Raw genomic sequence first — 21,129 nt, 5'->3', positions numbered from 1 at the left:
ACCTACTTCAAGCGGATGGAAACCCCGCCCACGGCGGCCGAGACTTCGGCGCCGACCTTCGGGCCGCTGAGCTGCAGGATCACGCCATTGGCGTTCTGAAGCTGCACGCCGCCGGCGCCCGCGGCGATCGCCCCACCGGCGCCTGCCGCGCTGTAGGAGCCTTCGATCGAGGCAGGCCCTCTGAGATTGAGGGCGCGCCCGACCAGCTTGGTGGTCGAGGCGCCGATCGTGAAGCCGACGCTCATGCCCGACACCGTGAACGGATAGTGCTTGCCGCGCAGCGTCAAGACGCCCTCGCCGCCTCCGACACCAACGATGAATCCACCCTTGGTGAAGATGACGGCGACCGAGCCGGTTTCAGCCGGCGACGGCGTGCTGAAGCCGGCCAATCCAATGGCCAGCATTGCAAGAGCTCCGATCAAACTCACTTTCCTCATCATGTCCCTCCAGGAACCGGTTGCGTTACGCCTCGTTGCGCAAGACTCATCGCCGCAAGAATGCGAAGACGCCTTGCGGAATCTCCTTCGTCTATGATGCAGCCTTGAACTTCGGCGCGGCCGCTCGCGGCTTGCCCATCCTGCCCAATGCCTCGGTCGTCACCAGCTTCAAGCCCTCGGCCGCGTCGTAGCCATGGATCTCCTTCACATCCAGCTTGCGCATGAAATCGATGGTCTCCTGCGTGATAACCTGGCCAGGGACCATGATCGGGAAGCCCGGCGGATAGGGAATCACGAAGTTGGCGGAGACGAGAGCGGGCCCGTTCTTCAGACGCCTGTCGATCTCGGGATCGTGCAGGCGAATATATTCGCATCCTGCCGCGTCATAGGCCGAATAGAACCCGCCGCGGATGTCGCCCTCATTCGTCTTCGCGCCGGCATCGCCGCGATAGGCGTCGTGGAAATGCGAGAAGTTCGGCAGATCGGGGACATCCTTCATCAGGCTGTTGACCCGCATGTCGAAGTCGACCCTGGCGTTCGCGCCGCCCTTGGCGAGGCCGCGATCAATTTCGCCGGAGATTTCGGCCAGCACCCGGACGAGATGCGCGACGTCGCTCCGCGTATTGTTGATGTTGGACTGGATCAGGACCGAGTTGCGCGAGGTCTTGTTGACCTGGATGTTGTAGCGGCTGGCGAGCAGCCCCTTGAACGACGTTCCGTCGTACCCGGCGGTGCCGCAGACCAGCGTCATGCGGGTCGGATCGAGGCAGAACTCGTCGTCGTTCAGGCTCTTCAGGGCGCTAGCCCAGTTGGTCCCGGCCGCCAGATAGTCGGTAAATCCGCTCTGGCGGTATTGCTTCGGCACCATGGCATCCGCGCCAAGAACGCGGAAATATCTCGAAATCAACGGATTGGTGTTGACCGCGTTGCGGATGGCGAACGCGATCTCCATGGCATTGGCCACCAGTCCATATCCCTCGAGCTCCATCTGCCGGCGCGAGACGTCGAGGCTCGCGATCAGCTGCTGGTTCGGGCTGGTCGAGGCGTGCGTGAATACGGCCTCCTTGAACTGCGCTTCGACGGTGTGGAATTCGATGTCCTTGACCGCCAGCATCGAGCCCTGGCGGATCGCCGACATCGACTTGTGCGTCGAGTTGGTCTGGTAGACGCGCAGCCGGATCTGGCGCGGATCGGGGATCAGCCTGGTCTTGAGCAGAACCTCGTCGGACGGATTCTTGCCGAGCTCGGCCTGCTGTTTCTCATAGGCGGCGACCGACCTGGGATCGCGCATCCAGGCTTCGATCTCATTCGCCGCGCCCATCGCGGTTCGCCGCCTCAGGAACGGCGAAAACCGCGCGAAGCCGAACCAGGCCTCGTCCCAGAGGAAGATCAGGTCAGGCTTGATCGCGAGGCATTCCTCCATCACCCGCCGCGTGTTGTAGATGTGGCCGTCGAAGGTGCAATTGGTCAGGTCGATCAGCTTGACCCGGTCGAGCCGGCCATCCGCCTTCGCGTTCAGAAGTGCCTGCTTGATCGTCTGTAGCGGCACCGCGCCATACATCGAGTATTCCGTCATCGGGAATGCCTCGACGTAGAGCGGCTGCGCGCCGGCCAGCACCATGCCGTAGTGGTGCGACTTGTGGCAATTGCGGTCGACGATTGCGATGTCGCCGGGACCCAGCAGCGCCTGCACCGCCATCTTGTTGGATGTCGAGGTGCCGTTGGTCACGAAGTACACGCGGTCGGCGCCGAGCGCGCGCGCGGCCTTCTCCTGTGCCTTCTTGATGTTGCCGGTCGGCTCCAGCATGCTGTCGAGGCCGCCGGTGGTCGCGCTGCTCTCGGCAAGGAACAGGTTTAGCCCGTAGAATTCGCCCATGTCGCGGATCCAGTCCGACTTGAACACGGACTTGCCGCGCGCGATCGGCAGCGCGTGGAAGGTGCCGATCGGCCGCTGCGCATATTTCTTCAAATTGTCGAAGAACGGCGTGTCGAAGCGATCCTGCACGCCCTCCAGAATTGAAAGGTGCAATTCGAGGATATCCTCGACCGAGTAGAACACGCGGCGCACCACATCGGCTTCGGGATTGCCGGCCAACTCCTCGACGTCGCGGTTGGACATCAGGTAGAGGTCAAGCTCGGGACGCACCCGCTTCAGGATATGGGCCAACCGGAGCGCGGACGCATCGGACTCCTCGCTGAGCCCCATGGCGCCGGTCATGGCACGAAGCACCGGCGCATCGTGGCGCGAGCGCAGCCCGAAGCCTTCATTGATCACCACCGCCGCAATATTGGGGTTCAGCATGGCCGCACAGAAGGCGTCCTCGAGGTTGCCCACGACCACGGGCTCATAGATGAAGGCGTCGACCGGACGCCGCAGCTTGCGCCATTCCGCCAGGAGCCCGGGCCAGTTGCTGGCCGGCACCCCGGTCACGATCAGGGTCTCGAAGTAAGGACGGCGCACCGCCGATTGCCCCAGAGTTGGCGGAAGCAGATCGGGAACGTCGCCATTGCCCTCGTCCTGCGTGCTCCAGTCACCTGCATGCTGGCGGAAGGATTTTGTCTGAAGCGCCTGGGCGATCCGCGTCGCAAGCATATGCGAGGTGGCGGCGTCGCCCTCCGCCGCAGCTTCCTTCAGCGCCGCCATCAAACGAAGGCCCGGATAGCCGTGAAACTCCTCCGTCACCGCAAGCGCCGACAGCGCCGCGTCATACGCCGCACGGTTGCCGCCCCTGCTCCACACCTTCGCCGCCTCGACCAGATCGCGCCAATTGTCGGCTCGTCCGCCGGGCCCAGAGAAGAACTGATCGATGCGCTGCTGTGCCGGCTTCGCGTCGTTGGCCATGAGTGTCTCCCGATCTCGTGATCTCAGCGCTGGTTCTGTCCAATCGTACAAACCGGGCCCGTTGCGCCCTTTGATCCAAGTCAAGCTGCAAGCTGGATTGAGACAGCTCCCCAAGCGCGCATGGTCGCGACGTCTTGCGACGCAACAAGGCTGGAATGTCGCGGCAGTCCGTGCGGCCGCGCACGCTAGATTCCTGCCTGCGGCTTCCTGTTGCTCAATACGCTGTCGAGCGTACGCATCCAGTCGCCGCTATCGGTCTTGTCGGCAAGACCATCCGCCCGAAGCAGATCCCGCAACTGCGCGTGCGCGCCGACGATGCAGAATGTGATCTGGCGCGATGCGAGTTCCTGGTGAAGGTCGTGCAGCATGCGCGACCCCGCAAGGTCGATGAACGGCGAGGCCGACAGGTCACAGGCCACCAGCTTGACGTCGGGCGACATCCGAAGCGCCGCCAGCACCGTTTCGAAGATCGTCTCGGCATTGACATAAAGCAGCGAGGTTTCCGGGCGGAACGCGATGATCCCGGTCAAGGGCTCGACATCATCGTGTCGCGCCCGGTCGGAATAGCGCCCGCTGCCGGCTTGACGGCCCAGAAACGCGATATTGGGTTGCGACGCCCGCAACAGCAGCAGGAAGATCGAAGCGACGGCCGCCAGCAGCACGCCCTGCAATATCCCGAGGAACAGGACGGACACCAGCGCGATGATAGCGGCATAGAAATCGATCCGGCTGATCCGCCACATTCTGGCGAGCGCCGCAATATCGACCAGTTTGTAGACGGCTGAGAAAACGATCGCGGCGAGCACGGTCTTCGGCAGATTGGTCAGGAGGCCCGTGAAGAACAGCAGGCAGAGCGCGAGGGTTGCCGAACAGAACACCAGCGCCAGCGGCGTGCGTGCGCCGGCGGCGTCATTCACGGCCGACTGCGACAACCCGCCGGCGACGGGATAACCATGCCCGAAGGCCGCGGCGAGATTGGCCGCGCCGAGTCCCAGAAACTCCTGTCTGACATCCAGCGGGTAGCCATGCTTTGCCGCAAAGCTGCGCGCGGCAGACACCCCTTCCACATAGGCCAGCACGAGGCATCCGGCGGCGATCGGAAAGAGATCGTCAAATTCAAGCAAGCCAAACGTCGGGAACGACATCGTCGGCAACCCGGTCGGGATCGGCCCGGTCACCGGAAGTCCCAATTCTGCGAGCCCGAATGCACTGGCCGCGAGGACGGACAGCGCGACCACTGCCAGCCCAATGGGTTTTCCGGGCAGTCTCTTCTCACCGAACAGGAGCAGCACGATCGCAGCCACACCAATGCCGAGCACCAACGGCCTGGTGTCGCCGAGCTGGCCCGCTAGCTTGATCGCGCGGTCGAAGAAATTGTGACCGCCGCCTGCCACGCCGAACAGGCTGGGCAGCTGGCTCATGATGATGGTGAGCCCCGCTCCGGCCTTGAAGCCCACCAGAATACTGTCGCTGATCAGCCGCACCAGCAGGCTGAGCTTGAACAGCCAGGCAATCAGGCAGAGCACGGCGACGCTGAAGGCCACGAGACTGGCAATCTGCCCGTAACGGGTGGCGTCGCCGCCGGCCAGTATGCCGACGGCGCCGGCGATCATCAGCGAGATCGCCGACGTGGGTCCGACCGCGAGTTGCCGGGACGAGCCCAGCAGGGCGTAGCCTACGCCGCCGAGCAGATAGCCATAGACGCCGATCTGCGGCGGCAGACCCGCGAGCCCCGCATAGGCCAGCGACACCGGGATCGCGTAGGCCGCCAGCGTGACCCCGGCGATTGCGTCCGCCCCGAGCCAGGATGCCCGGTAGTCGGCGAGCCAGTTCGCCGGCGGAAACCAGCGCATCCAACTCGTCTCTGCCTGGATCGACATCAAGCCCGCCGTATGACGCACAATGGTCGCATGTGGTTGCGCCGGCGGGCCCGATGCGCGTTGATTCAGATCAAGCCTCGAAGTGCTCAAATGTGCTTCTGATCTTGCGCGGCTCGATCGTCGTGACCTGCAGATTTGCCAGATGACTGCCGGAGCGCATGGCATGCGTCAGCACCGCTTACGGACCCTCGCAACCGCAGCGCTGCTGTTGCTTGGCCTGATCGCTCCGGCGCGCGCGGAGGACCAAGACACGTCCCAGCGCATCCAGGAAGAGATCTGGGCGCTGCCTACCCCGCTGCCGATGTTCGCTTATCTGGTCCGTCCGCTCGGCGATGGCCCTTTCCCACTGGTCATCATGAACCACGGCGTGTCACTGAATGCCAGGGATCGCAGCTTCTTCCCGCTGGTCGAATTTCGCGATGCCGCAATGTGGTTTGCACGGCGCGGCTATCTCGTGGTGGCGCCGGTCGGTACCGGCTATGGCGCGGCGGCCATCGATATTCCTGAACGCGGTCTTTATGGCCCATTCTTCTCCAAGGTCGGCAAATGCACCAATCCGAATTTCCTCGATGCGGGCCTGGCCGTCGCGCAGGTCGATCTCTGGATCATTGATTACATGGCCGCCGAAAAGCGCACCTTGCCGAAGGATGTCATCGTCGTCGGACAGTCGGCCGGCGGCTGGGCTGCGATCGCGCTGTCGAGCCTCAACCCGCCGCAAGTCAAGGCCATCATCACCTTCGCCGCAGGCCGCGGCGGCCGCGTCGATGGCAAACCCAACAACAATTGCGGCCCCGACAGACTGGTCGAGGCCACCGGCATGTTTGGCCATACATCGCGGGTGCCGATGCTGTGGTTCTACATCGAGAACGACACATTCTTCGGCCCGGCCCTGTCGAAGCGAATGCACGAGGCCTTCACGCGCGCCGGCGGTCGTGCCGAGTACCATCTTTTGCCGCCGTTCGGCGACGAAGGACATTTCCTGATCGGCTCTCCCGATTCCATTCCCACGTGGTCGCCTTTGGTCGAACGATTTCTAGACAAGGTTCGCTAGGCGGCCGTTCACGCTGGAGGAGCATCCATGGTCCGATATGGTGCCTTGGCGAAGTTGGCGCTGTTTGCGGCCGGCATCAGTGCTGCCCACGGTCAACAGACGCCCTCACCGCCTGCTACGGTGAAGGACGGCGGCGAAGTAGCCCCGCGGGGGGCACGTCAGCCGGTGCGAGACATCAAGTATGGCGAGTGGCGAAAGGTCTGCTTCAACGCCGCCGGCGCCAAGACGTTGTGCCGAACGACGATCACCGGCACCTTCCCCACCGGGCAGACGGCCGTTCGCCTCGATCTGATCGAGCGAGAGGACGGCAGCAGCCGCGTCCAGCTATTCCTGCCGGTCGGAATGTATCTGCAAGCCGGCGTCAAGCTATCGGTCGACCAGAAGGCGGTTCATCGGCTGCCCTACACCTGGTGCGCGACCAACATGTGCATCGCGGCCGATGTCGCCGATCCCAAGCTTCTCGAGGACATGGATGGCGGAAAGACGCTCTCGATCGAGGTCGTCGACACCAGCATTTTGACGATGACGACATCGGTGCCGCTCGACCGCTTTGCAAGCGTGCGCAAGGGCGCGCCTGCGCTGACGCTCGATCAAGTCATCGATGAATGATCGAGACCGGCAACCGCTAGACCACGCCGGCCAACAGCCGTTCAATCGGCTGGATCAGCGAATTGGCAGTGAATGGCTTGGTCAGATAGGCCACGCATCCCGATGCCGTTGCCGCCATGCGCGTCGCCGGATTGTCATTTCCGGTGATGTAGATGACGGGGATTTCGATGCCCTGATCCGCCAGGCGGTGCCGCAGTTCGATCCCGGACCCATCGCTGAGATTGATGTCCAATATCAGACAGACCGCGCTGTCAAAGCTGCCATGTCTCAGTAACGCGCTTCCGGTCTCGAATAACCTGGATGCAAATCCAAACTGCCGTAGAAGCCGTCCGATTCCACGGAGCATGGAGGGATTATCATCCACGACGAAAACGAGTTTCGCGGTCGGCAAATCCTGAAGCCTCACCCTATCGCTGAATGACCTTCGCCCGCGTATGGATAAAGGGCACGTCAAGCGGCTACCGGCGCGCAATATTCTCGCGGCCAAGATCGGAGATACGCCGCGTCACAGAGCTTTCATATTGTACCATGGGACAGGAGGGGCAGAGCTGCCAGGCCGATCAAGCCTTGACCTCGCCACCGGATGCGCGCGTGCCGAGCTGCTCGGCGATCGAAACCAGCTCGGCAAGTGACTGCACCTGCATCTTCTCCATGACCTGGTGACGATGCGCCTTGATCGTGCGTTCGGTCGTGCCAAGCTCGTGAGCAATCTGCTTGTTGATCCGGCCGCACACAATCAGATCGAACACCTGCCGCTCGCGCGGGGTCAGCTTCGCCAGCAGCGCGCGCAGCGAATCGAGCCTGGTTCGCCGGCCGCGGGCCAGTTCGTGCCGCGCAAGGGCGCGATTGATCGCCTCGATCAGCTGTTCCGACGCGATCGGCTTGGTCAAAAAATCTTCGGCACCTGCCTTGATCGCCTGGACGGTGGTCGCCGTGTCGGCATGTCCGGTCAGGAATACGATCGGGAGCGTCGATCCCAGCTCGTTGAGGCGACGCTGCAGCTCCGGACCACTCATTCCGGGAATGCGGACGTCCAGCAGGATACAGCCGGCCCCTTCGTCGTCGGGCAATTGGTCGAGCAATTCCCGGGCCGATGCGTAGGTGACGACACGATAGCCTGCGAGCTTGAGCCGGCGCTCGAGCGCTGCGCGAAACGAGGCGTCGTCGTCGACTATGTGCACGTAAGCGTGCATTGCTGCTCCATCGCCGGGTGATCGCCGCTACCTGTAGAATGTCCATCAGCGGCGATCTGAAAATGCTGCGTTCGTCGTAAATCGAACCTTGCACTCCGGCAAACAAGACCCAAACGCGCTACGCGGCCAGCGGCAGCGAAAGGTGGAATACCGCCCCTCCTCCGGACTGATTCTCGGCCCAGAGCTGGCCGCTATGCGCCAGAACGATCGTCCGTGCGATGGACAGGCCGATGCCCATGCCCTGCTCCTTTGTGGTGAAAAACGGATCGAAGATATCGTTCAGCCTGTCCTGCGGAATTCCCGGCCCGGAATCGCTGATGGAAATCACCGCCGACGCGTCCCCATTGACTTCCGTACGGCCGATGATGGTGCGCCCGTAGGGCATTTTGGCCATCGCGTCCATGCTGTTGACGACGAGGTTGAGAATGACCTGCTGCAACTGCACCGGATCGCCCTTCACCCGCAGGGTCTGCGGCGAGGTCTGCAGATAGATCGCGACGTTGCGCGTCGAGGCCTGCAGCTTGAGGAAATCAAATGCTTCCCGCATGGTCTGGTTGAGGTCGATCTCCTTCTTCTCAAATGGCGCACGCTTGAGCAGGCTGCGCATCCTGCGGATCACCTCGCTTGCGCGCAGATCATCACGCTTGATGTCGGAAATGATTTCCCGCACCTCCTGAAGGTCGGGCGTCGGCGAAGCGAGGATCAGCTCCGCGCTCTCGGCATTGGTCAGGATCGAGCCCAGCGGCTGGTTGAGCTCATGGGCGATCGAGGACGAGAGTTCTCCGGCAGTAGCCTGCCGATTGATATGGGCGAGCTCGGACAGGCGACTGCGGGCTTCGACCTCGGCACTCCGCCGCATGTGACGCTCGTGGAGCAGGAACGCAATCAGCGCGGTTTGAACCAGCAGCGCCACTGCCAGCGCAACGGCCCGCCAACGATATTTTTCCAGGAAGGATGGCTCACGGAAGCGAATTTCGCTACCTTTTGGCAGACTGGCTTCGCTGACGCCCCAATGCTGCATCTGCCGCCAGTTGAAGATCGGCTTCACCGCATCGATGACCGACGGTGGCAGGCCTTCGGGCGCCTCGCCATCCAGAATGCGCAGCGCCCTTCCCGCAGCCTCGGCACCGATCAGCGACGGAACTATGACGAATCCGCCGATGCCGCCCGCCCCGAGGAAGGTCTCCGCGGCGACGACAATCGGACGATTGGCTCTTGCCGCGACAAATGTGAGGGCATCCGACGGCGGATAATAGTTGCCTTTGCCGTCGCTATAGAGGCCCGTGTAGATGATCGCGCTATGATCGGGGAGCGCCGCGACCCGCTCAACGATCTCGGGCATCGGACGTCCGATGATCTCGATGATGTCGAGGCCCGGAATGCCGGCCGCTGCCTGGTCTTTCCAATTGCGAAACAGAACTTGCCGGTCCCAGTCCGCGCCAACCAGCACGACAGTCTTGAGGCCTGGCATCATGGCGCGGGCAGCCGTGACGGCATCCTTGAGTTTCAAGTTCACGATGCCGCCGGTAACATGGGCCGGCGGCTGCAATCGCTTGAAATCAGCCTCTTCGACCAGCGAAAACACGATTGGCGTGTCGGGCCAGAGCTGAGGGCGCCAGCGGAGCGCAAGCTCAAGCGCAGCCGCGCCAATGGTGACCACCACGCCGATCGGCCGATCGCGATATTTCGCCTCGAGGAATCGCCGGAAATCCTCCTGATAGGCCTCGCCGCCGAAGCGATTGAGATCGAGGCTTTCGGTGTAGACGGTGGTCGGCGCGTGCCCGTGAGCGCTCACCGCATCCCTTAGGCCAACGAACACCTGGTAGTAGAAGGGGCCACGTCGATCGGACTGGTCCAGCACCAGCATGGAATGCGGGCGCGTTTGTTGCGCCCGGAGATCAGCCGGTGCCAACAAAGCAGCCAGCAGGATGATCAGTCCAGAGAGCCGAATTGCACTGCCCATAACGTTCGGAGCCGGAGACCAACGGGTTCAAAACCTAGCACCCGGTTGTCGCCGAGAAAATTGAAAAGTAATCTAAGACTGTGCGCACCAATTTACGAACAAATTGCCGCATTTTGCGCACCCTGTCCTTTAGGACAATGACCTCAAGACCAATAGAGACCGGCCGGGCCCTGTCGTAGTTATTGCGCGCGGACAAAAGCATTTCGAGCCGCCGCGGACGCTGCATCAGTTGTTACCCGAGAGAGTTAGTCCATGTTTGCTCGCGTCAATGCCAGACCCGCCAATGTGCCGAGCATCCTCGGTGGGTTGACCGCCCGGCACGCCAACTGCGTCAGCAGCGAATTCCACTACAGGAAAGGCACCGAGATCTACGGTGAGAAGGAGCCGGCGGAGTACGTCTACCAGGTCGCTTCAGGAGCGGTCCGCAGCTACAAGCTGCTTTCCGACGGACGCCGCCAGATTGGTGCCTTTCACCTCGTCGGGGATATTTTCGGCCTCGAGAATGCCGAAACCCATCGCTTTACCGCGGAAGCCATCGTCGACACGAACGTGCACCTGATCAGGCGGATCAGCCTCGAACGCGTGGCCGACTCCGATTTCGCCCTGGCTCGCAACCTGCTGGTCATGACGACCAGCAACCTGCGGCATGCCGAGGAGCACATGCTGCTACTCGGCCGCAAGACCGCATTGGAGCGGGTTGCGGCTTTTCTGCTCGAAATGGATCGCCGGCTGACCGGAGTCGGTGTCGTCGCCTTGCCGATGTGCCGGCGTGATATTGCCGACTATCTCGGACTGACGCTCGAAACCGTGTCACGTGCGCTATCCAAGCTGCACGCCTATGGCGCGCTCAACTTCCTTGGCTCGAACCAGCGCGAGATCATGCTGGTCGACCGCGACCAGCTGTCCAGGCTGGACAACTAGCCGACGTCAGGGAGATTTCGTCAGCGCCGCCTGGCGCTCGATGGTCTTTTGCAACACCTCGAACAAGACCGCGGTCGACCACCCGAACATGAGAATGCCGTTCATGGCCGCCATCGGTCCGATCAACAGCCACTGCTTGACCGGGATGACGTCGCCATAGCCGAGCGTGGTGTAGTTCACAAAGGCGAAATACAGCAGATTGCTGCCGGCGGGCGCGGCGCCGAGCACCCAATAGGCCAGGCTCCACACCACGATCTCGAGCGTGTGAGCCAGCATCAGCGCAAGCGCGGTTGCGACCATCACGCCGCTGAGCTGGAGCCCCGCCCGGCCGGCCGCGCTCAAGGCAACGTTGCGAAGCAACCCGATCGCCGCGACGGTCCACAGCGAATGGATCGCGATATTGATCGCGCTCACCGCCGATCCCACGAGGAGCTGAAACAGCATTATCGCTCTCCCGCCAGCCGGGCGCGGTCGTCCCGGATCCATGCCGTGAGCAATTCCCAGGCGACCGCGAGAATGATTGGACCGATGAACAGGCCCACGATGCCGTGGGCAAGCGTGCCGCCGATCACGCCGACAAAGATGACGAGCGCCGGCGTGGTCAGGCCCCGCCCCATCACCAGCGGCTTCAGCACATTGTCGAGGACGCCGACGACCAGGAAGAAGAACGTGAGGGCGAGTGCGGTCGTGAAATCCTTGGCCGACCATAGCCAGATGATGACCGGAAACAGCACAATTGCCGCCCCGATCTGCACGATCGCGAGCAGCATCACGACAAACGCCAGCAGCCCCGCGCTCGGGATCCCCGCCAGCTTGAAGCCAATGCCGGCCAGCAGCGATTGCAGGACGGCGACGCCGATGACGCCGCGGGAAACCGCCCGGATGGTCGCACCTGCAAGGTCGAGGAAGTGCTCGCTCTGCTCCGGCACGATGCGGGACAGGAAGCTCCGGCACGCCGCCGCAAGCTGCAAGCCATAGGGAAACAGAAACCCTGCCACGACGACCGCCAGCAGAAACTTCAGCATCCCGATCCCGGCATCGCTGGCAAATGCAAACAGGGTCCCGGCCAACGGCTTCAGTTGCGGCACGACCTCGCGCAGCACGGCACGCAGATTGGTCGACGCCCTATCCCAGATCTCATGGAGTGGGCCGCCGATCAGCGGCCAATCCTTGATCTCGGGCGGCGGCGACGGCACGACAACGTGGCCGGCGCCGAGTTGTTCGGCGAGCTCCCTCACCCCCTCTACCGCTCCAATTCCGAGCCAGGTCGCCGGCCCGATGACGACTCCCAGAGAGATCAAGGTCAGCACGAGCGCCGCGACGCCGGTATGGCCGCCGAGCATTGCTGCGAGCCAGGTGAAGACGGGATAGAGCGCGACCGCGAGCACGACGCTCCAGGCCAGGATCGGCACGAACGGGCTGACCAGGACGAACGACCAGTAGATCAACAGTGCCAGCAATCCGAGGCGAATTGCGAGCTGGACGAACTCGTCTCCGGTCACGAGCTGGCGAAGGGTTTTCAAGAGCGTGCTTTCGAATCGAGCATCAGCAGCTACGCGGGAAGCGATGCCATCGCCTTGCTGCGCACGGCTTGATTCAGATCAAGCGTGACGCGTCCGGACTTTCACCGAGGAAGCGGCCCGGTTCGGGGGCAGGAATCGGGGGCCGCTCCGACTTCGCCGGGATGCATTCGCGCTCGGGATCACGAGCGCGATCGCGCCCCATCAGGCGGCGTCCTGCCTATCCGCGGCAATTGTCCCAGGCGCAGGATCAATCGTCCGCACCGCCCTCTTGCCACTTTGATTCAAATCAAGCTTCGGGCCGGCCGCGGCTGACAGGCTCGGCGTCCTCATGGATCGGAAAGCCGCTTTCGATTTGGCTGCCTTTCGGTCGCGACTGCCTGTGTCACCCCGATGTGGAGGACGTCATGAAGAACACCAAGACCCTGCCGGCCTTGATCCTGCTTGCGAGCATGGTCGGCATTGGCGCGAGCCAGGCGGCCCCGTTGCCGACCAACGTCGCGGCCATGAAGGGCATGGTCGAGAGCAACACCGCCCTTCAGGTGCGCTGGGGCGGCTGGCGCGGCGGCGGCTGGGGCTATCGCGGTTGGCGCGGCACCGGCGGCTGGGGAGGCTATCGTGGATGGGGCTATCGAGGCTGGGGCGCTGCAGCCGCCGGTGCGATCGTTGGCGGAGCCATCGCGAGCTCGGCCTACTATGGCGGGTATCCCTACTATGGCGGTGGATACGGCTATGGCGGCGGCTATGGCTACGACTATTGCCCGCCGGGCGGAGGCTACGGCTATTACGATCGGCCACGCTACTATGACGGATGGTAGTGCCGGCTTTACGTGACAGGCCGGCCTTCGGTGATGTCACCGAAGGCCGAGCAGCGAACGCCGATAGCCGCTCTCGCGCGCTTCATTCCTGCACACGAAGCTGCCATCGAAGCCCCTGGCATAGCGGCTTTGCCCTTTGAGGTAGTAGCGTCCGCGCCGAAAATCGAGCCAGACCACGCTATCGCCGGGGCAATGCCGCTGAGCCTGGGCTTCATAGCGGAAAGGCGTCAGCGGCAGCGCGGCCGTCTGTTGCGCGCAGCAAAACAGGAAGGTCGCGGCGCAGGTCCCGACGCCCAACCTGGCCGCCAGACGGTCTCGACGTCCGCTCGATTTTTCAGCTAATTCGAAGTGCATTCATTGCCGCCGTGAATGATCCGTGTCGTGCTGAAGACGATATCTCATCTTGTCAGAGCTTCACGGGCGGAGCACCTCAGAACGACAATTCCAGCATCACGCGCGGCAAACAAGAGGCGCGCTCAGGACGATAGCAATCCAAAGGCGATCGCCGCGGTCGACAGCATCCCGGCCGTCACGACCACGACCTTGAAGGCAATATCGCCGTCGGCCTCTTCAAGCCAGCGAAGCAGCCAATTGCGAGCGCCAGCCGGCTGGCTTGCGCCACGCACTCGCCGAAATCTGTCGCTGGTATACCCCATGGCTGCGATTGTAGATCGCGGTGGAATGGAGAGACCAGTGCAGCTTGTGCCAAGCAGTCAGGGTCACGTGCGACGGCTTGACTGACCCAATTGGGCTATACGAGCCGGTTCGGCGCCAAAGCCCGCTCAACCAGCGCCCTAGCTTCCCTTCGAGCCGGCGGCGTTCCGCATCGGCCGCTCCTCCTCCGACGCGCTCTTCGAGGGCGCCGCGCCGCACATGGAGCCACTCCTTGATTCCGCGGTCGCCGTGCGATCAAACGGATTCCGCTCCATGACCTTCAGCGAAGCGAGTTCCTCCTTATTCAAATAGGAGATCTTTCCCGGCGGAGTCATGACCATCCTGCCGATGGCCGACGGAGGAATACGGAGCTTGGCCGACAACCTCGCAAGCTTGATCGTGTCACGAATCGTTCGACTGTCCTCGTTGCCGTGTAAATTGGAAACCGAATGGACGCCGATCTTGGCATTTGGCGCCACATAACGCTTCCTGCTCGCCAGGAAAATGAAAGCGCATGCCGAGTCGCATTCTCCGGAAACGTAACTGGCGATTTGCCTCTGGTGCGCGAGCATGGCGATTCGGAAGCCTTCGTAGAGTGACCCACCTCGGGAATCGAGATCGAGGCCAACGACCCGACGCTCAGTCGCCAGATATCCGCGAAAGCGGACAAAGTCCCCATCCCTGATATCTCCACTGAGCTTCAAGACATCTCCAAAGCACCCCTGGACACGGGAAAACTCCATCGCGAGACAGTTCGTCGAGGTCAGCACGACCGCGATGCTCAAAACGCATCCTGCAATCCGCATCGACCCATGCGTGGCGCTCCGGCTGTTTGCGTCGCCATCGATAAATGTCGCGCGGAGGACCCTCAAAGCGTGCTTCCAGGCTGCCACGGCGCTCCCCATTGGACCCGGTACCTCACACCATAGACAGAGCATCGACGCGCATCGTGGGTTGATCTGAATCAAACCCAATTCAGCAAGCGCGCAGGCGGGAGCGCCATTTTGACGTCTAGAAGCGCACGCTCTGTGCCGAGAGCAAACATCATCTACCGTGACCCTGGGATCAGCCAGTCCAATCCAGCATCGGGGTCACCGACAATCTCTACCTTAAGTCATTCATTTCATTAATTTCTTTTTGCCCCCGATCCTTGAGGGGACCGGACCGCCTGAGGAATCCCATTAAGGCTCGACATGCGCGATCAATCCACGCTCCACGCGACCTGCTGGTCGCCAAGGCAACCTAACGCGGGATGCGGCGTCTCGATGGTGCAGCGTCCCGAAAGCCGCCGCTTGCGCCCCATGGCTTGAGCGATGGCCGCCCACACGCGCCGGACAACGCTGTCCGCGATGCTTCATCTTGTGTAAACTCCCACTGCATCCCGATCGATTTGGGAGAACGACAATGAAAGTCTTCTTGCTCGCCTGCGTGGCCGCCGTCGTCGTGTCGGCATTCGGGGCCCTGGCGCTAAACCGGGTGCAAGAACCGGTCGCACAGGCCTTTGCAACGACGGGCGTACGGCTGTAGCAAGTTCGCGTTCAACGGCTGCGCGCCCCCCTACTCCGCCGCGGTGACGGAGGGCTGGGGTCGAGCATCGCGCGCATTCTCCTCTTCCAGCCAGAGGCTGTGGTGCTCCCTGGCCCAATTGACATCGACGGTGCCGCTTCCCATCGCCTCGAACGCGCCTTCCATGCCGATCGTTCCAATATAGATGTGCGCCAACATCACTGCCGTGAAGAGCATCGCTACGATGGAGTGGACGATCTGCGCGAGCTGCATCCCTTCGATGCCTGACAGGTAGAAGGGGAACATCAGCGCATATCCCGTCGCTGCCACCAGACCTCCGCCGATGACCACGATCCAGTAGATCGCCTTCTGGCCGGCGTTGAAACGATAGGCCGGCGGATGATCGTGCCCGACGATGCCGCCGCCGCGCTTGATCCAGTCGACATCCGCCTTGTTCGGGATATTGCCGGCGATCCACATCAGGAAGATCAGCACGACGCCGATGGTGAACGGGAAGCTGAGATAGTTGTGAACATATTTCGCCCATTGCGACCATTCGGAAAACGCTTCGTGGCCGATCAACGGCAGCAGCAATGGACGTCCAAAAGTGACGTTCAACCCCGAGATCGCCAGAATGATGAAGCAAGTCGCCGTCATCCAGTGCACGAAGCGCTCGAATGCGGAAAAGCGCACGATGGTCCGGCCGGAACGACCGCTCTGCAGCCGCACCATCCCGCGGCTGAGATAGAAGATGACCAGCGCCGCGAGCATGCCAAGAATGGCGATGCCGCCGATCCAGCGCAGCGTCACGTTCCGGAACTCGCGCCATTCACGGCCGGCCGGCTGTTCGAGAACGCCCGAGCGCTGGTCGGGTATGCTGACGCGTCCCTGCACCCGGTTCAGTTCCTGCAGGAGCTGTTGCTCCTTGACCGCGCTTGCGGTCGGGTTGACCTGCTGGGCTACGGACGGGGAAGCCGCGGAGACGAGCAGCAGGAGTCCAGCCACGCCAATGACGAGCCGAACACATCGTGCAAAACACGCCATAAGGTCCTCCCGATATCGACGCGACCCGCGCCAGGTCGTCGTCAGGACTCGATCGTCTCGCGATAGGCGGTCTTCCAGCCCCATGCGCCTGAGCCGTAGCCGCGCTTCAGCACGCGCTCTTTATAGATCTGGGCAATGATCTCGCCGTCGCCGGCGAGCAGCGACTTGGTCGAGCACATCTCCGCGCACAGCGGCAGCTTGCCTTCGGCAAGCCGGTTCGCGCCGTATTTCTCGTACTCTTCCTTGCTGCCATCGGCCTCGGGACCGCCGGCACAATAGGTGCATTTGTCCATTTTTCCGCGCGAGCCGAAATTGCCGACCTTCGGATATTGCGGCGCGCCGAACGGACAGGCGTAGAAGCAGTAGCCGCAGCCGATGCAGAGATCCTTGGAGTGCAGAACCACGCCGTCGGCGGTGGTATAGAAACAATTCACCGGGCACACCGCCGCACAGGGCGCGTCCGTACAGTGCATGCAGGCCATCGAGACCGAGCGTTCGCCCGGCTTGCCGTCGGCGAGGGTGACGACCCGGCGGCGGTTGATGCCCCAAGGCACCTCGTGCTCGTTCTTGCAGGCCGTGACGCAGGCGTTGCACTCGATGCAACGGTCGGCGTCGCAGAGAAACTTCATACGTGCCATCGTCGTTGCTCCCTTATGCCGCCGCGATCTGGCAGAGAGTGACCTTGGGCTCCTGCATGCCCGTCGCGGGATCGTATCCGTAGGTGGTGATCGTGTTCGCGCTTTCGCCGAGCACGATCGGATCGGTGCCCTTCGGGTAGTTGCCGCGAAGATCCTTGCCCGCAAGCCAGCCGCCGAAATGGAAGGGCATCCAGGCGACGCCCTTGCCGACCCGCTCGGTGACGAGCGCCTTCATCCTTGCCCTGGAATTGTTCTCGGCGCCGGTGACCCAGACCCAGCCGCCGTCCTTGACACCGCGGTCGGCGGCATCAACAGGGTTGATCTCGATGAACATGTCCTGCTGCAACTCGGCGAGCCACGGGTTTGTGCGCGTCTCCTCGCCGCCGCCCTCATATTCGACCAGACGGCCGGACGAGAGGATGAGCGGAAACTGCTTTGCAATGCCGTTCTCCACCGCGGCCTTCTGCACCGAGAATCCGATATTGGGCATCCGGAACTGCTTGGCGTCGGGCAGCGTCGGGTATTTGGCGACGAGATCGACGCGTGGCGTATAGATCGGCTCGCGGTGAACCGGGATCGGATCCGGCAAGCCGAAGGCATTCATGCGCGCCTTGCCGTTGCCGTAGGGCACGCAGCCGTGCGCCAGCGCGACGCGCTGAATGCCGCCCGACAGATCGAGCGACCACGACACCGTGTCCGGATTGGCCGGATTGATCTTGTTGATCACGGCCATTTCCGCTTCGGTGAGCTCGCTGTCCCAGCCGAGCTTCTTCAGGCTCGCCAGCGTGAATTCCGGATAGCCATCCTGGATTCCCGACCCCAACGAATACGAGCCGTCCGCGAGCAGGCTCACCTTCCGCGCCGTGCCGTCCGGCAGCTTCTCCTCGCGCTCGACGCCGAACCGCGGCCGGAACGTGCCGCCGCCGTCCATCACGTGCAGATTGGTGTTGTAGAGCAGTGGCGTGCCGGGGTGCCTGACCTCGGGTGATCCCCAGCACGGCCAAGGCAGCCCGTAATAGTCGCCGCCAACCTCGGGATCATCCTTTGGCGCCCGCATCGTCAGCATGTCGAACTTCGCCTGGTTCTTCATGTGCGCCTTGAGGCGCTCGGGCGATTGTCCGCAATAGCCGGTCGACCAGCTACCGCGGTTCATCTCGCGCAGCACGTCCTCGGCCTCGGGCAGGTTGTTCTCGACCTTGATCTTCTTGAACATCTGATCGGCGAAGCCGAGCTTCTTCGCCATCAGATAGATGATTTCGAGATCGTCCTTCGACTCGAAGATCGGCTTCACGATCTGCTCGCCCCATTGCAGCGAGCGGTTGGAAGCGACGCGCGACCCCTTGCACTCGAACTGGGTGGCGACCGGGAGAATGTAGACGCCTTCGGTGCGTCCCGCCTCGACCGCGAGCGAGGCCCAGGTCGTCGGATGCGGATCGGCGATGACGAGCAGCTCGAGCGCCTTCAGGCCGTTGAGGGATTCAGGGATACGGGTGATGCTGTTGGAGGCGTGTCCCTGCACGAACACCGCCTTCACGTTGTCCTTCTGCGCAACCTGCTCCTTCGGCAACGTCACCGCCTCGAACCAGCGGGTCAGCGGAATGCCGGGGGTTTCCATGATCTGCTTGGAATCGAACCGCGCCTTCAGGAAGTCATAGTCGACCTCCCAGACCCGCGACCAGTGCTTCCAGGCGCCTTCGGCAAGGCCGTAGTAGAACGGCAGCGTGACGATATCGAGCCCGACATCGGTCGCGCCCTGCACGTTGTCGTGGCCTCGGAAGATGTTGGCGCCGGCGCCGGCCTTGCCGACATTGCCGGTCATCAGCAGCGCGATGCAGCTCGCCCGCACATTGGCGGTGCCGACGGTCTTCTGCGTCTGGCCCATGGCCCAGATCAGCGTTGCCGGCTTCTCGGTGGCGAACATCTTGGCGACGCGCTTGAGCTGCTCGCCGGGAATGCCGGTGACGCGCTCGACTTCCTCAGGAGGCCATTTCTCGACCTCCTTCTTGAGGTCGTCGAAACCGTAGACGCGCTGCCGGATGAACTCCTTGTCCTCCCAGCCGTTCTGCAGGATGTGCCACATCATGCCGTAGAGCACCGGAATGTCGGTACCCGGCCGCATCCGCACATATTCGGTCGCGTGCGCGGCGGTGCGCGTCAGCCGCGGGTCGATGACGATGAAGTTGGCCCTTTGCAGCTCCTTGCCCTCGAGCAGATGCTGCAGCGAGACGGGATGCGCCTCGGCCGGATTGCCGCCCAGGATGACCTGCGTCTTCGCATTGCGGATGTCATTGTAGCTGTTGGTCATCGCGCCGTAGCCCCAGGTGTTGGCGACGCCGGTGACGGTGGTTGAATGGCAGATGCGGGCCTGGTGATCGGTATTGTTGGTGCCCCAGAACGCGCCGAGCTTGCGGAACAGGTAGGCGCCTTCGTTGGTCATCTTGGCTGAGCCGAGCCAATAGACGGAATCGGGACCCGACTTCTCACGAACAGCCTGAATCTTGTCGCCGATCTCATTGATCGCGGTGTCCCAGGAGACGCGGGTCCACTGCCCGCCCACCAGCTTCATCGGATAGCGCAGCCGCCGCTCGCTGTGCACGAGCTCACGCACGGAGGCGCCCTTGGCGCAATGCGAGCCGCGATTGATCGGAGAATCCCAGCTCGGCTCCTGGCCGATCCATACCCCGTTCAAGACCTCGGCCGTCACCGTGCACCCAACCGAGCAATGCGTGCAGATGCTCTTGCGCACGGTCGCTCCCGCCGTGAGCGGACCGGCCGCCGCGGCTTCCGCCTTGCGCACGCTGCCGAGCGGCAAGCTGCCGAATGCGGCAAGCGCGCCGCCGGCAAGACCGGATTTGCGCAGGAAGCTGCGGCGGTCGAGGCCACCGGCCTGATCTGCAAGGGAGCTGGCGGCGGAGCCTTGGCGCAGGGAACGCTGGTTTGTTCGCTTGATCAGCACGGTCAACCTCCCTTGGCCGGATAACGATTGACGCGGTAGAACGCCTTGACGTGATCGGTTTCCTTGTAGCGCGCCTTGCGCTTCTCATCGTTGGTTTCGCTGTCAGCCTGCGCAGCCCCGACCAGCGGCGTTGCGAGGGTCGCGCCCACCGTGCCGACGCCGACCTTGCGCAAGAAATCGCGGCGCCCGACTGTGGTTGTCCTGTCTTCACTCATCGCATCTCTCCTGGACCTGCGGATGCAGGTCAGTTCGCGAACGTGAATGCTTCTGTCTCGATCTCGACAAAGGCGCGACCAAGCGCACCGACCGCACGATAGAAGACGGCGCTCTCCGCGCGCTCGATGTCGACGAACAGCCGCCCCATCCAGGGCGCGACGTGTTTGCCGAAGAAGGCACGCTGCGTGTCGAACGGCGCCGGGAAACGCCCTCCCGCGAAGCCCGCCATGATCTCGCACAGGAGAGCCGCGTGATCTTCCGGCTCGGAATTGTTCGCTATGCGCTCGATCCCGGACGCAGCGAGGTCGGCGCGCAGCCTCGACAGCGGCCGCTCGTTGAGAAAGCCGGTCAGATAGTAGGAGGCGTAGGGCAAGAGTTCGCCGCGGCCGAGACCTGTGAACAGATCGAAATATTCGCGTTCGACCGTCGCCGCGACTGCATTGGCGGCGGATTCGGCCAGCGCGGCATGCGCGCGCCCAAGCGGCGTGGCATCGGCGGTCAACGCAGCCAGTTGATCGAGCAGTTTCTTCGATGGTGCAGCGGACAACAGTGTCGCGAGCAGCAGATATTCCTGCGCACGCGCGACATCGACAGAATCGATCGGCTCTTCGGAGAAAAACGGCTCGCTGTACAGATCAGGCCGCAAATGATCGCGCGAGATGCCTGTGGCGGCTTCGACGGCGATCACCCGTTGCGCGGGCACCTTGTTCCAGTTCGAAACAGAGGGCTGGCTGATGCCGATTTTGCGCGCAAGCTCTGCAACGCCGCCGGCAGCGTCAATGGCTCGCTCAAGGCCAGCATCGCGCACGTGGACCTCCATCCAAGTCCCGGGTGCTGATTTTGCTTTTCTTACAAAGCGCTAGCGAAGCCTAGTCCCAGCC

20 protein-coding genes are annotated in these 21,129 nt (G+C 62.8%); 5 read left to right on the top strand and 15 right to left on the bottom strand.

Features of this window, described 5'->3' with window-relative positions; all coding sequences use genetic code 11:
* Positions 1-2 precede the first annotated feature (2 nt).
* From Q2M23_RS24280 to Q2M23_RS24270, 3 genes are all read right to left on the bottom strand, one after another.
* Positions 3-437: a hypothetical protein gene (locus Q2M23_RS24280; protein WP_316397272.1), complete on the bottom strand. Its 435-nt coding sequence runs from the start codon at positions 435-437 to the stop codon at positions 3-5.
* Between the two features lie 91 nt (positions 438-528).
* Positions 529-3,279, bottom strand: a complete 2,751-nt coding sequence (locus Q2M23_RS24275) for a decarboxylase (protein ID WP_316397271.1) — start codon at positions 3,277-3,279, stop codon at positions 529-531.
* A 185-nt stretch (positions 3,280-3,464) separates the two neighbouring features.
* The gene (locus Q2M23_RS24270; RefSeq protein ID WP_316397270.1) at positions 3,465-5,159 is read right to left on the bottom strand and encodes a SulP family inorganic anion transporter; all 1,695 of its coding nucleotides are present in this window, start codon (positions 5,157-5,159) and stop codon (positions 3,465-3,467) included.
* 163 nt (positions 5,160-5,322) lie between these two features.
* On the opposite strand from Q2M23_RS24270, the gene Q2M23_RS24265 reads away from it, so the two are divergent.
* Both Q2M23_RS24265 and Q2M23_RS24260 read left to right on the top strand, forming a co-directional pair.
* Positions 5,323-6,210, top strand: a complete 888-nt coding sequence (locus tag Q2M23_RS24265) for an alpha/beta hydrolase family protein (RefSeq protein WP_316397269.1) — start codon at positions 5,323-5,325, stop codon at positions 6,208-6,210.
* A gap of 27 nt (positions 6,211-6,237) precedes the next feature.
* Entirely contained in the window at positions 6,238-6,819 is a 582-nt protein-coding gene (locus tag Q2M23_RS24260) for an invasion associated locus B family protein (protein ID WP_316397268.1), read from the top strand.
* A 16-nt stretch (positions 6,820-6,835) separates the two neighbouring features.
* Here the strand turns inward: Q2M23_RS24260 and Q2M23_RS24255 are convergent, their stop codons facing one another.
* From Q2M23_RS24255 to Q2M23_RS24245, 3 genes are all read right to left on the bottom strand, one after another.
* Complete coding sequence (locus tag Q2M23_RS24255; protein ID WP_309145033.1) at positions 6,836-7,183, bottom strand: response regulator; 348 nt, start codon at positions 7,181-7,183, stop codon at positions 6,836-6,838.
* A 196-nt stretch (positions 7,184-7,379) separates the two neighbouring features.
* Positions 7,380-8,012: a response regulator transcription factor gene (locus Q2M23_RS24250; protein ID WP_168856818.1), complete on the bottom strand. Its 633-nt coding sequence runs from the start codon at positions 8,010-8,012 to the stop codon at positions 7,380-7,382.
* 118 nt (positions 8,013-8,130) lie between these two features.
* Positions 8,131-9,879 carry an ABC transporter substrate binding protein gene (locus Q2M23_RS24245; protein ID WP_159109522.1) on the bottom strand — a complete coding sequence of 583 codons (1,749 nt, stop codon included), beginning with the start codon at positions 9,877-9,879 and terminating at the stop codon, positions 8,131-8,133.
* Positions 9,880-10,227: 348 nt separating this feature from the next.
* Between Q2M23_RS24245 and Q2M23_RS24240 the strand changes: the two genes are divergently transcribed.
* Positions 10,228-10,896, top strand: coding sequence for a helix-turn-helix domain-containing protein (locus Q2M23_RS24240; RefSeq protein ID WP_316397267.1), 669 nt, complete (start codon positions 10,228-10,230; stop codon positions 10,894-10,896).
* A 6-nt stretch (positions 10,897-10,902) separates the two neighbouring features.
* Here the strand turns inward: Q2M23_RS24240 and Q2M23_RS24235 are convergent, their stop codons facing one another.
* Together Q2M23_RS24235 and Q2M23_RS24230 are read right to left on the bottom strand one after the other, a co-directional pair.
* Entirely contained in the window at positions 10,903-11,340 is a 438-nt protein-coding gene (locus Q2M23_RS24235) for a potassium channel family protein (protein WP_038374727.1), read from the bottom strand.
* Positions 11,340-12,419 carry an AI-2E family transporter gene (locus Q2M23_RS24230; protein ID WP_076826310.1) on the bottom strand — a complete coding sequence of 360 codons (1,080 nt, stop codon included), beginning with the start codon at positions 12,417-12,419 and terminating at the stop codon, positions 11,340-11,342. The genes Q2M23_RS24235 and Q2M23_RS24230 overlap by 1 nt, the downstream gene beginning before the upstream one ends.
* A 404-nt stretch (positions 12,420-12,823) precedes the next feature.
* On the opposite strand from Q2M23_RS24230, the gene Q2M23_RS24225 reads away from it, so the two are divergent.
* Complete coding sequence (locus Q2M23_RS24225; protein WP_316397266.1) at positions 12,824-13,234, top strand: hypothetical protein; 411 nt, start codon at positions 12,824-12,826, stop codon at positions 13,232-13,234.
* 36 nt (positions 13,235-13,270) lie between these two features.
* On the opposite strand, the gene Q2M23_RS24220 is transcribed toward Q2M23_RS24225, so the two are convergent.
* Together Q2M23_RS24220 and Q2M23_RS24215 are read right to left on the bottom strand one after the other, a co-directional pair.
* Complete coding sequence (locus Q2M23_RS24220) at positions 13,271-13,588, bottom strand: hypothetical protein (protein ID WP_316397265.1); 318 nt, start codon at positions 13,586-13,588, stop codon at positions 13,271-13,273.
* 440 nt (positions 13,589-14,028) lie between these two features.
* Positions 14,029-14,673, bottom strand: coding sequence for an ATP-dependent Clp protease proteolytic subunit (locus Q2M23_RS24215; RefSeq protein ID WP_316397264.1), 645 nt, complete (start codon positions 14,671-14,673; stop codon positions 14,029-14,031).
* Between the two features lie 619 nt (positions 14,674-15,292).
* On the opposite strand from Q2M23_RS24215, the gene Q2M23_RS24210 reads away from it, so the two are divergent.
* Positions 15,293-15,415 (top strand): hypothetical protein, encoded by a 123-nt coding sequence (locus tag Q2M23_RS24210; RefSeq protein ID WP_256520575.1) that lies wholly within the window; start codon positions 15,293-15,295, stop codon positions 15,413-15,415.
* Positions 15,416-15,445: 30 nt separating this feature from the next.
* On the opposite strand, the gene Q2M23_RS24205 is transcribed toward Q2M23_RS24210, so the two are convergent.
* The 5 genes from Q2M23_RS24205 to Q2M23_RS24185 are packed head-to-tail and all read right to left on the bottom strand — an operon-like array spanning position 15,446 to position 21,056.
* A complete protein-coding gene (locus tag Q2M23_RS24205; protein WP_057017138.1) occupies positions 15,446-16,438 on the bottom strand; it encodes a formate dehydrogenase subunit gamma in 993 nt (330 codons plus the stop codon).
* A 41-nt stretch (positions 16,439-16,479) separates the two neighbouring features.
* A complete protein-coding gene (gene fdh3B / locus Q2M23_RS24200; RefSeq protein WP_316397263.1) occupies positions 16,480-17,076 on the bottom strand; it encodes a formate dehydrogenase FDH3 subunit beta in 597 nt (198 codons plus the stop codon).
* Positions 17,077-17,089: 13 nt separating this feature from the next.
* On the bottom strand, positions 17,090-20,032 hold the full coding sequence (locus Q2M23_RS24195; RefSeq protein ID WP_316397262.1) for a formate dehydrogenase subunit alpha: 2,943 nt from the start codon (positions 20,030-20,032) through the stop codon (positions 17,090-17,092).
* Positions 20,033-20,034: 2 nt separating this feature from the next.
* Entirely contained in the window at positions 20,035-20,247 is a 213-nt protein-coding gene (locus Q2M23_RS24190; protein ID WP_076826306.1) for a twin-arginine translocation signal domain-containing protein, read from the bottom strand.
* Positions 20,248-20,276: 29 nt separating this feature from the next.
* Positions 20,277-21,056, bottom strand: coding sequence for a Cro/CI family transcriptional regulator (locus Q2M23_RS24185; RefSeq protein WP_316397261.1), 780 nt, complete (start codon positions 21,054-21,056; stop codon positions 20,277-20,279).
* Between the last annotated feature and the right edge of the window lie 73 nt (positions 21,057-21,129).

It is taken from the genome of Bradyrhizobium sp. 33ap4 (assembly GCF_032654765.1).
GTDB classification, from domain to species: domain Bacteria; phylum Pseudomonadota; class Alphaproteobacteria; order Rhizobiales; family Xanthobacteraceae; genus Bradyrhizobium; species Bradyrhizobium australafricanum.
The sequence above is the reverse complement of the archived record's forward strand: the minus strand, read 5'-3'. Positions and strand labels throughout refer to the sequence as shown.

What these genes read in the sequence shown, in the direction of transcription:
- Q2M23_RS24240 (WP_316397267.1), top strand. Translation starts at nt 10,228, where the DNA reads ATGTTTGCTCGCGTCAATGCCAGACCCGCCAATGTGCCGAGCATCCTC.
- Q2M23_RS24205 (WP_057017138.1), bottom strand. Translation starts at nt 16,438, where the DNA reads ATGGCGTGTTTTGCACGATGTGTTCGGCTCGTCATTGGCGTGGCTGGA.
- Q2M23_RS24190 (WP_076826306.1), bottom strand. Translation starts at nt 20,247, where the DNA reads ATGAGTGAAGACAGGACAACCACAGTCGGGCGCCGCGATTTCTTGCGC.
- Q2M23_RS24280 (WP_316397272.1), bottom strand. Translation starts at nt 437, where the DNA reads ATGAGGAAAGTGAGTTTGATCGGAGCTCTTGCAATGCTGGCCATTGGA.
- Q2M23_RS24270 (WP_316397270.1), bottom strand. Translation starts at nt 5,159, where the DNA reads ATGTCGATCCAGGCAGAGACGAGTTGGATGCGCTGGTTTCCGCCGGCG.
- Q2M23_RS24260 (WP_316397268.1), top strand. Translation starts at nt 6,238, where the DNA reads ATGGTCCGATATGGTGCCTTGGCGAAGTTGGCGCTGTTTGCGGCCGGC.
- Q2M23_RS24225 (WP_316397266.1), top strand. Translation starts at nt 12,824, where the DNA reads ATGAAGAACACCAAGACCCTGCCGGCCTTGATCCTGCTTGCGAGCATG.
- Q2M23_RS24245 (WP_159109522.1), bottom strand. Translation starts at nt 9,879, where the DNA reads ATGCTGGTGCTGGACCAGTCCGATCGACGTGGCCCCTTCTACTACCAG.
- Q2M23_RS24275 (WP_316397271.1), bottom strand. Translation starts at nt 3,279, where the DNA reads ATGGCCAACGACGCGAAGCCGGCACAGCAGCGCATCGATCAGTTCTTC.
- Q2M23_RS24220 (WP_316397265.1), bottom strand. Translation starts at nt 13,588, where the DNA reads ATGCACTTCGAATTAGCTGAAAAATCGAGCGGACGTCGAGACCGTCTG.
- Q2M23_RS24210 (WP_256520575.1), top strand. Translation starts at nt 15,293, where the DNA reads ATGAAAGTCTTCTTGCTCGCCTGCGTGGCCGCCGTCGTCGTGTCGGCA.
- fdh3B (WP_316397263.1), bottom strand. Translation starts at nt 17,076, where the DNA reads ATGGCACGTATGAAGTTTCTCTGCGACGCCGACCGTTGCATCGAGTGC.
- Q2M23_RS24235 (WP_038374727.1), bottom strand. Translation starts at nt 11,340, where the DNA reads ATGCTGTTTCAGCTCCTCGTGGGATCGGCGGTGAGCGCGATCAATATC.
- Q2M23_RS24265 (WP_316397269.1), top strand. Translation starts at nt 5,323, where the DNA reads ATGCGTCAGCACCGCTTACGGACCCTCGCAACCGCAGCGCTGCTGTTG.
- Q2M23_RS24250 (WP_168856818.1), bottom strand. Translation starts at nt 8,012, where the DNA reads ATGCACGCTTACGTGCACATAGTCGACGACGACGCCTCGTTTCGCGCA.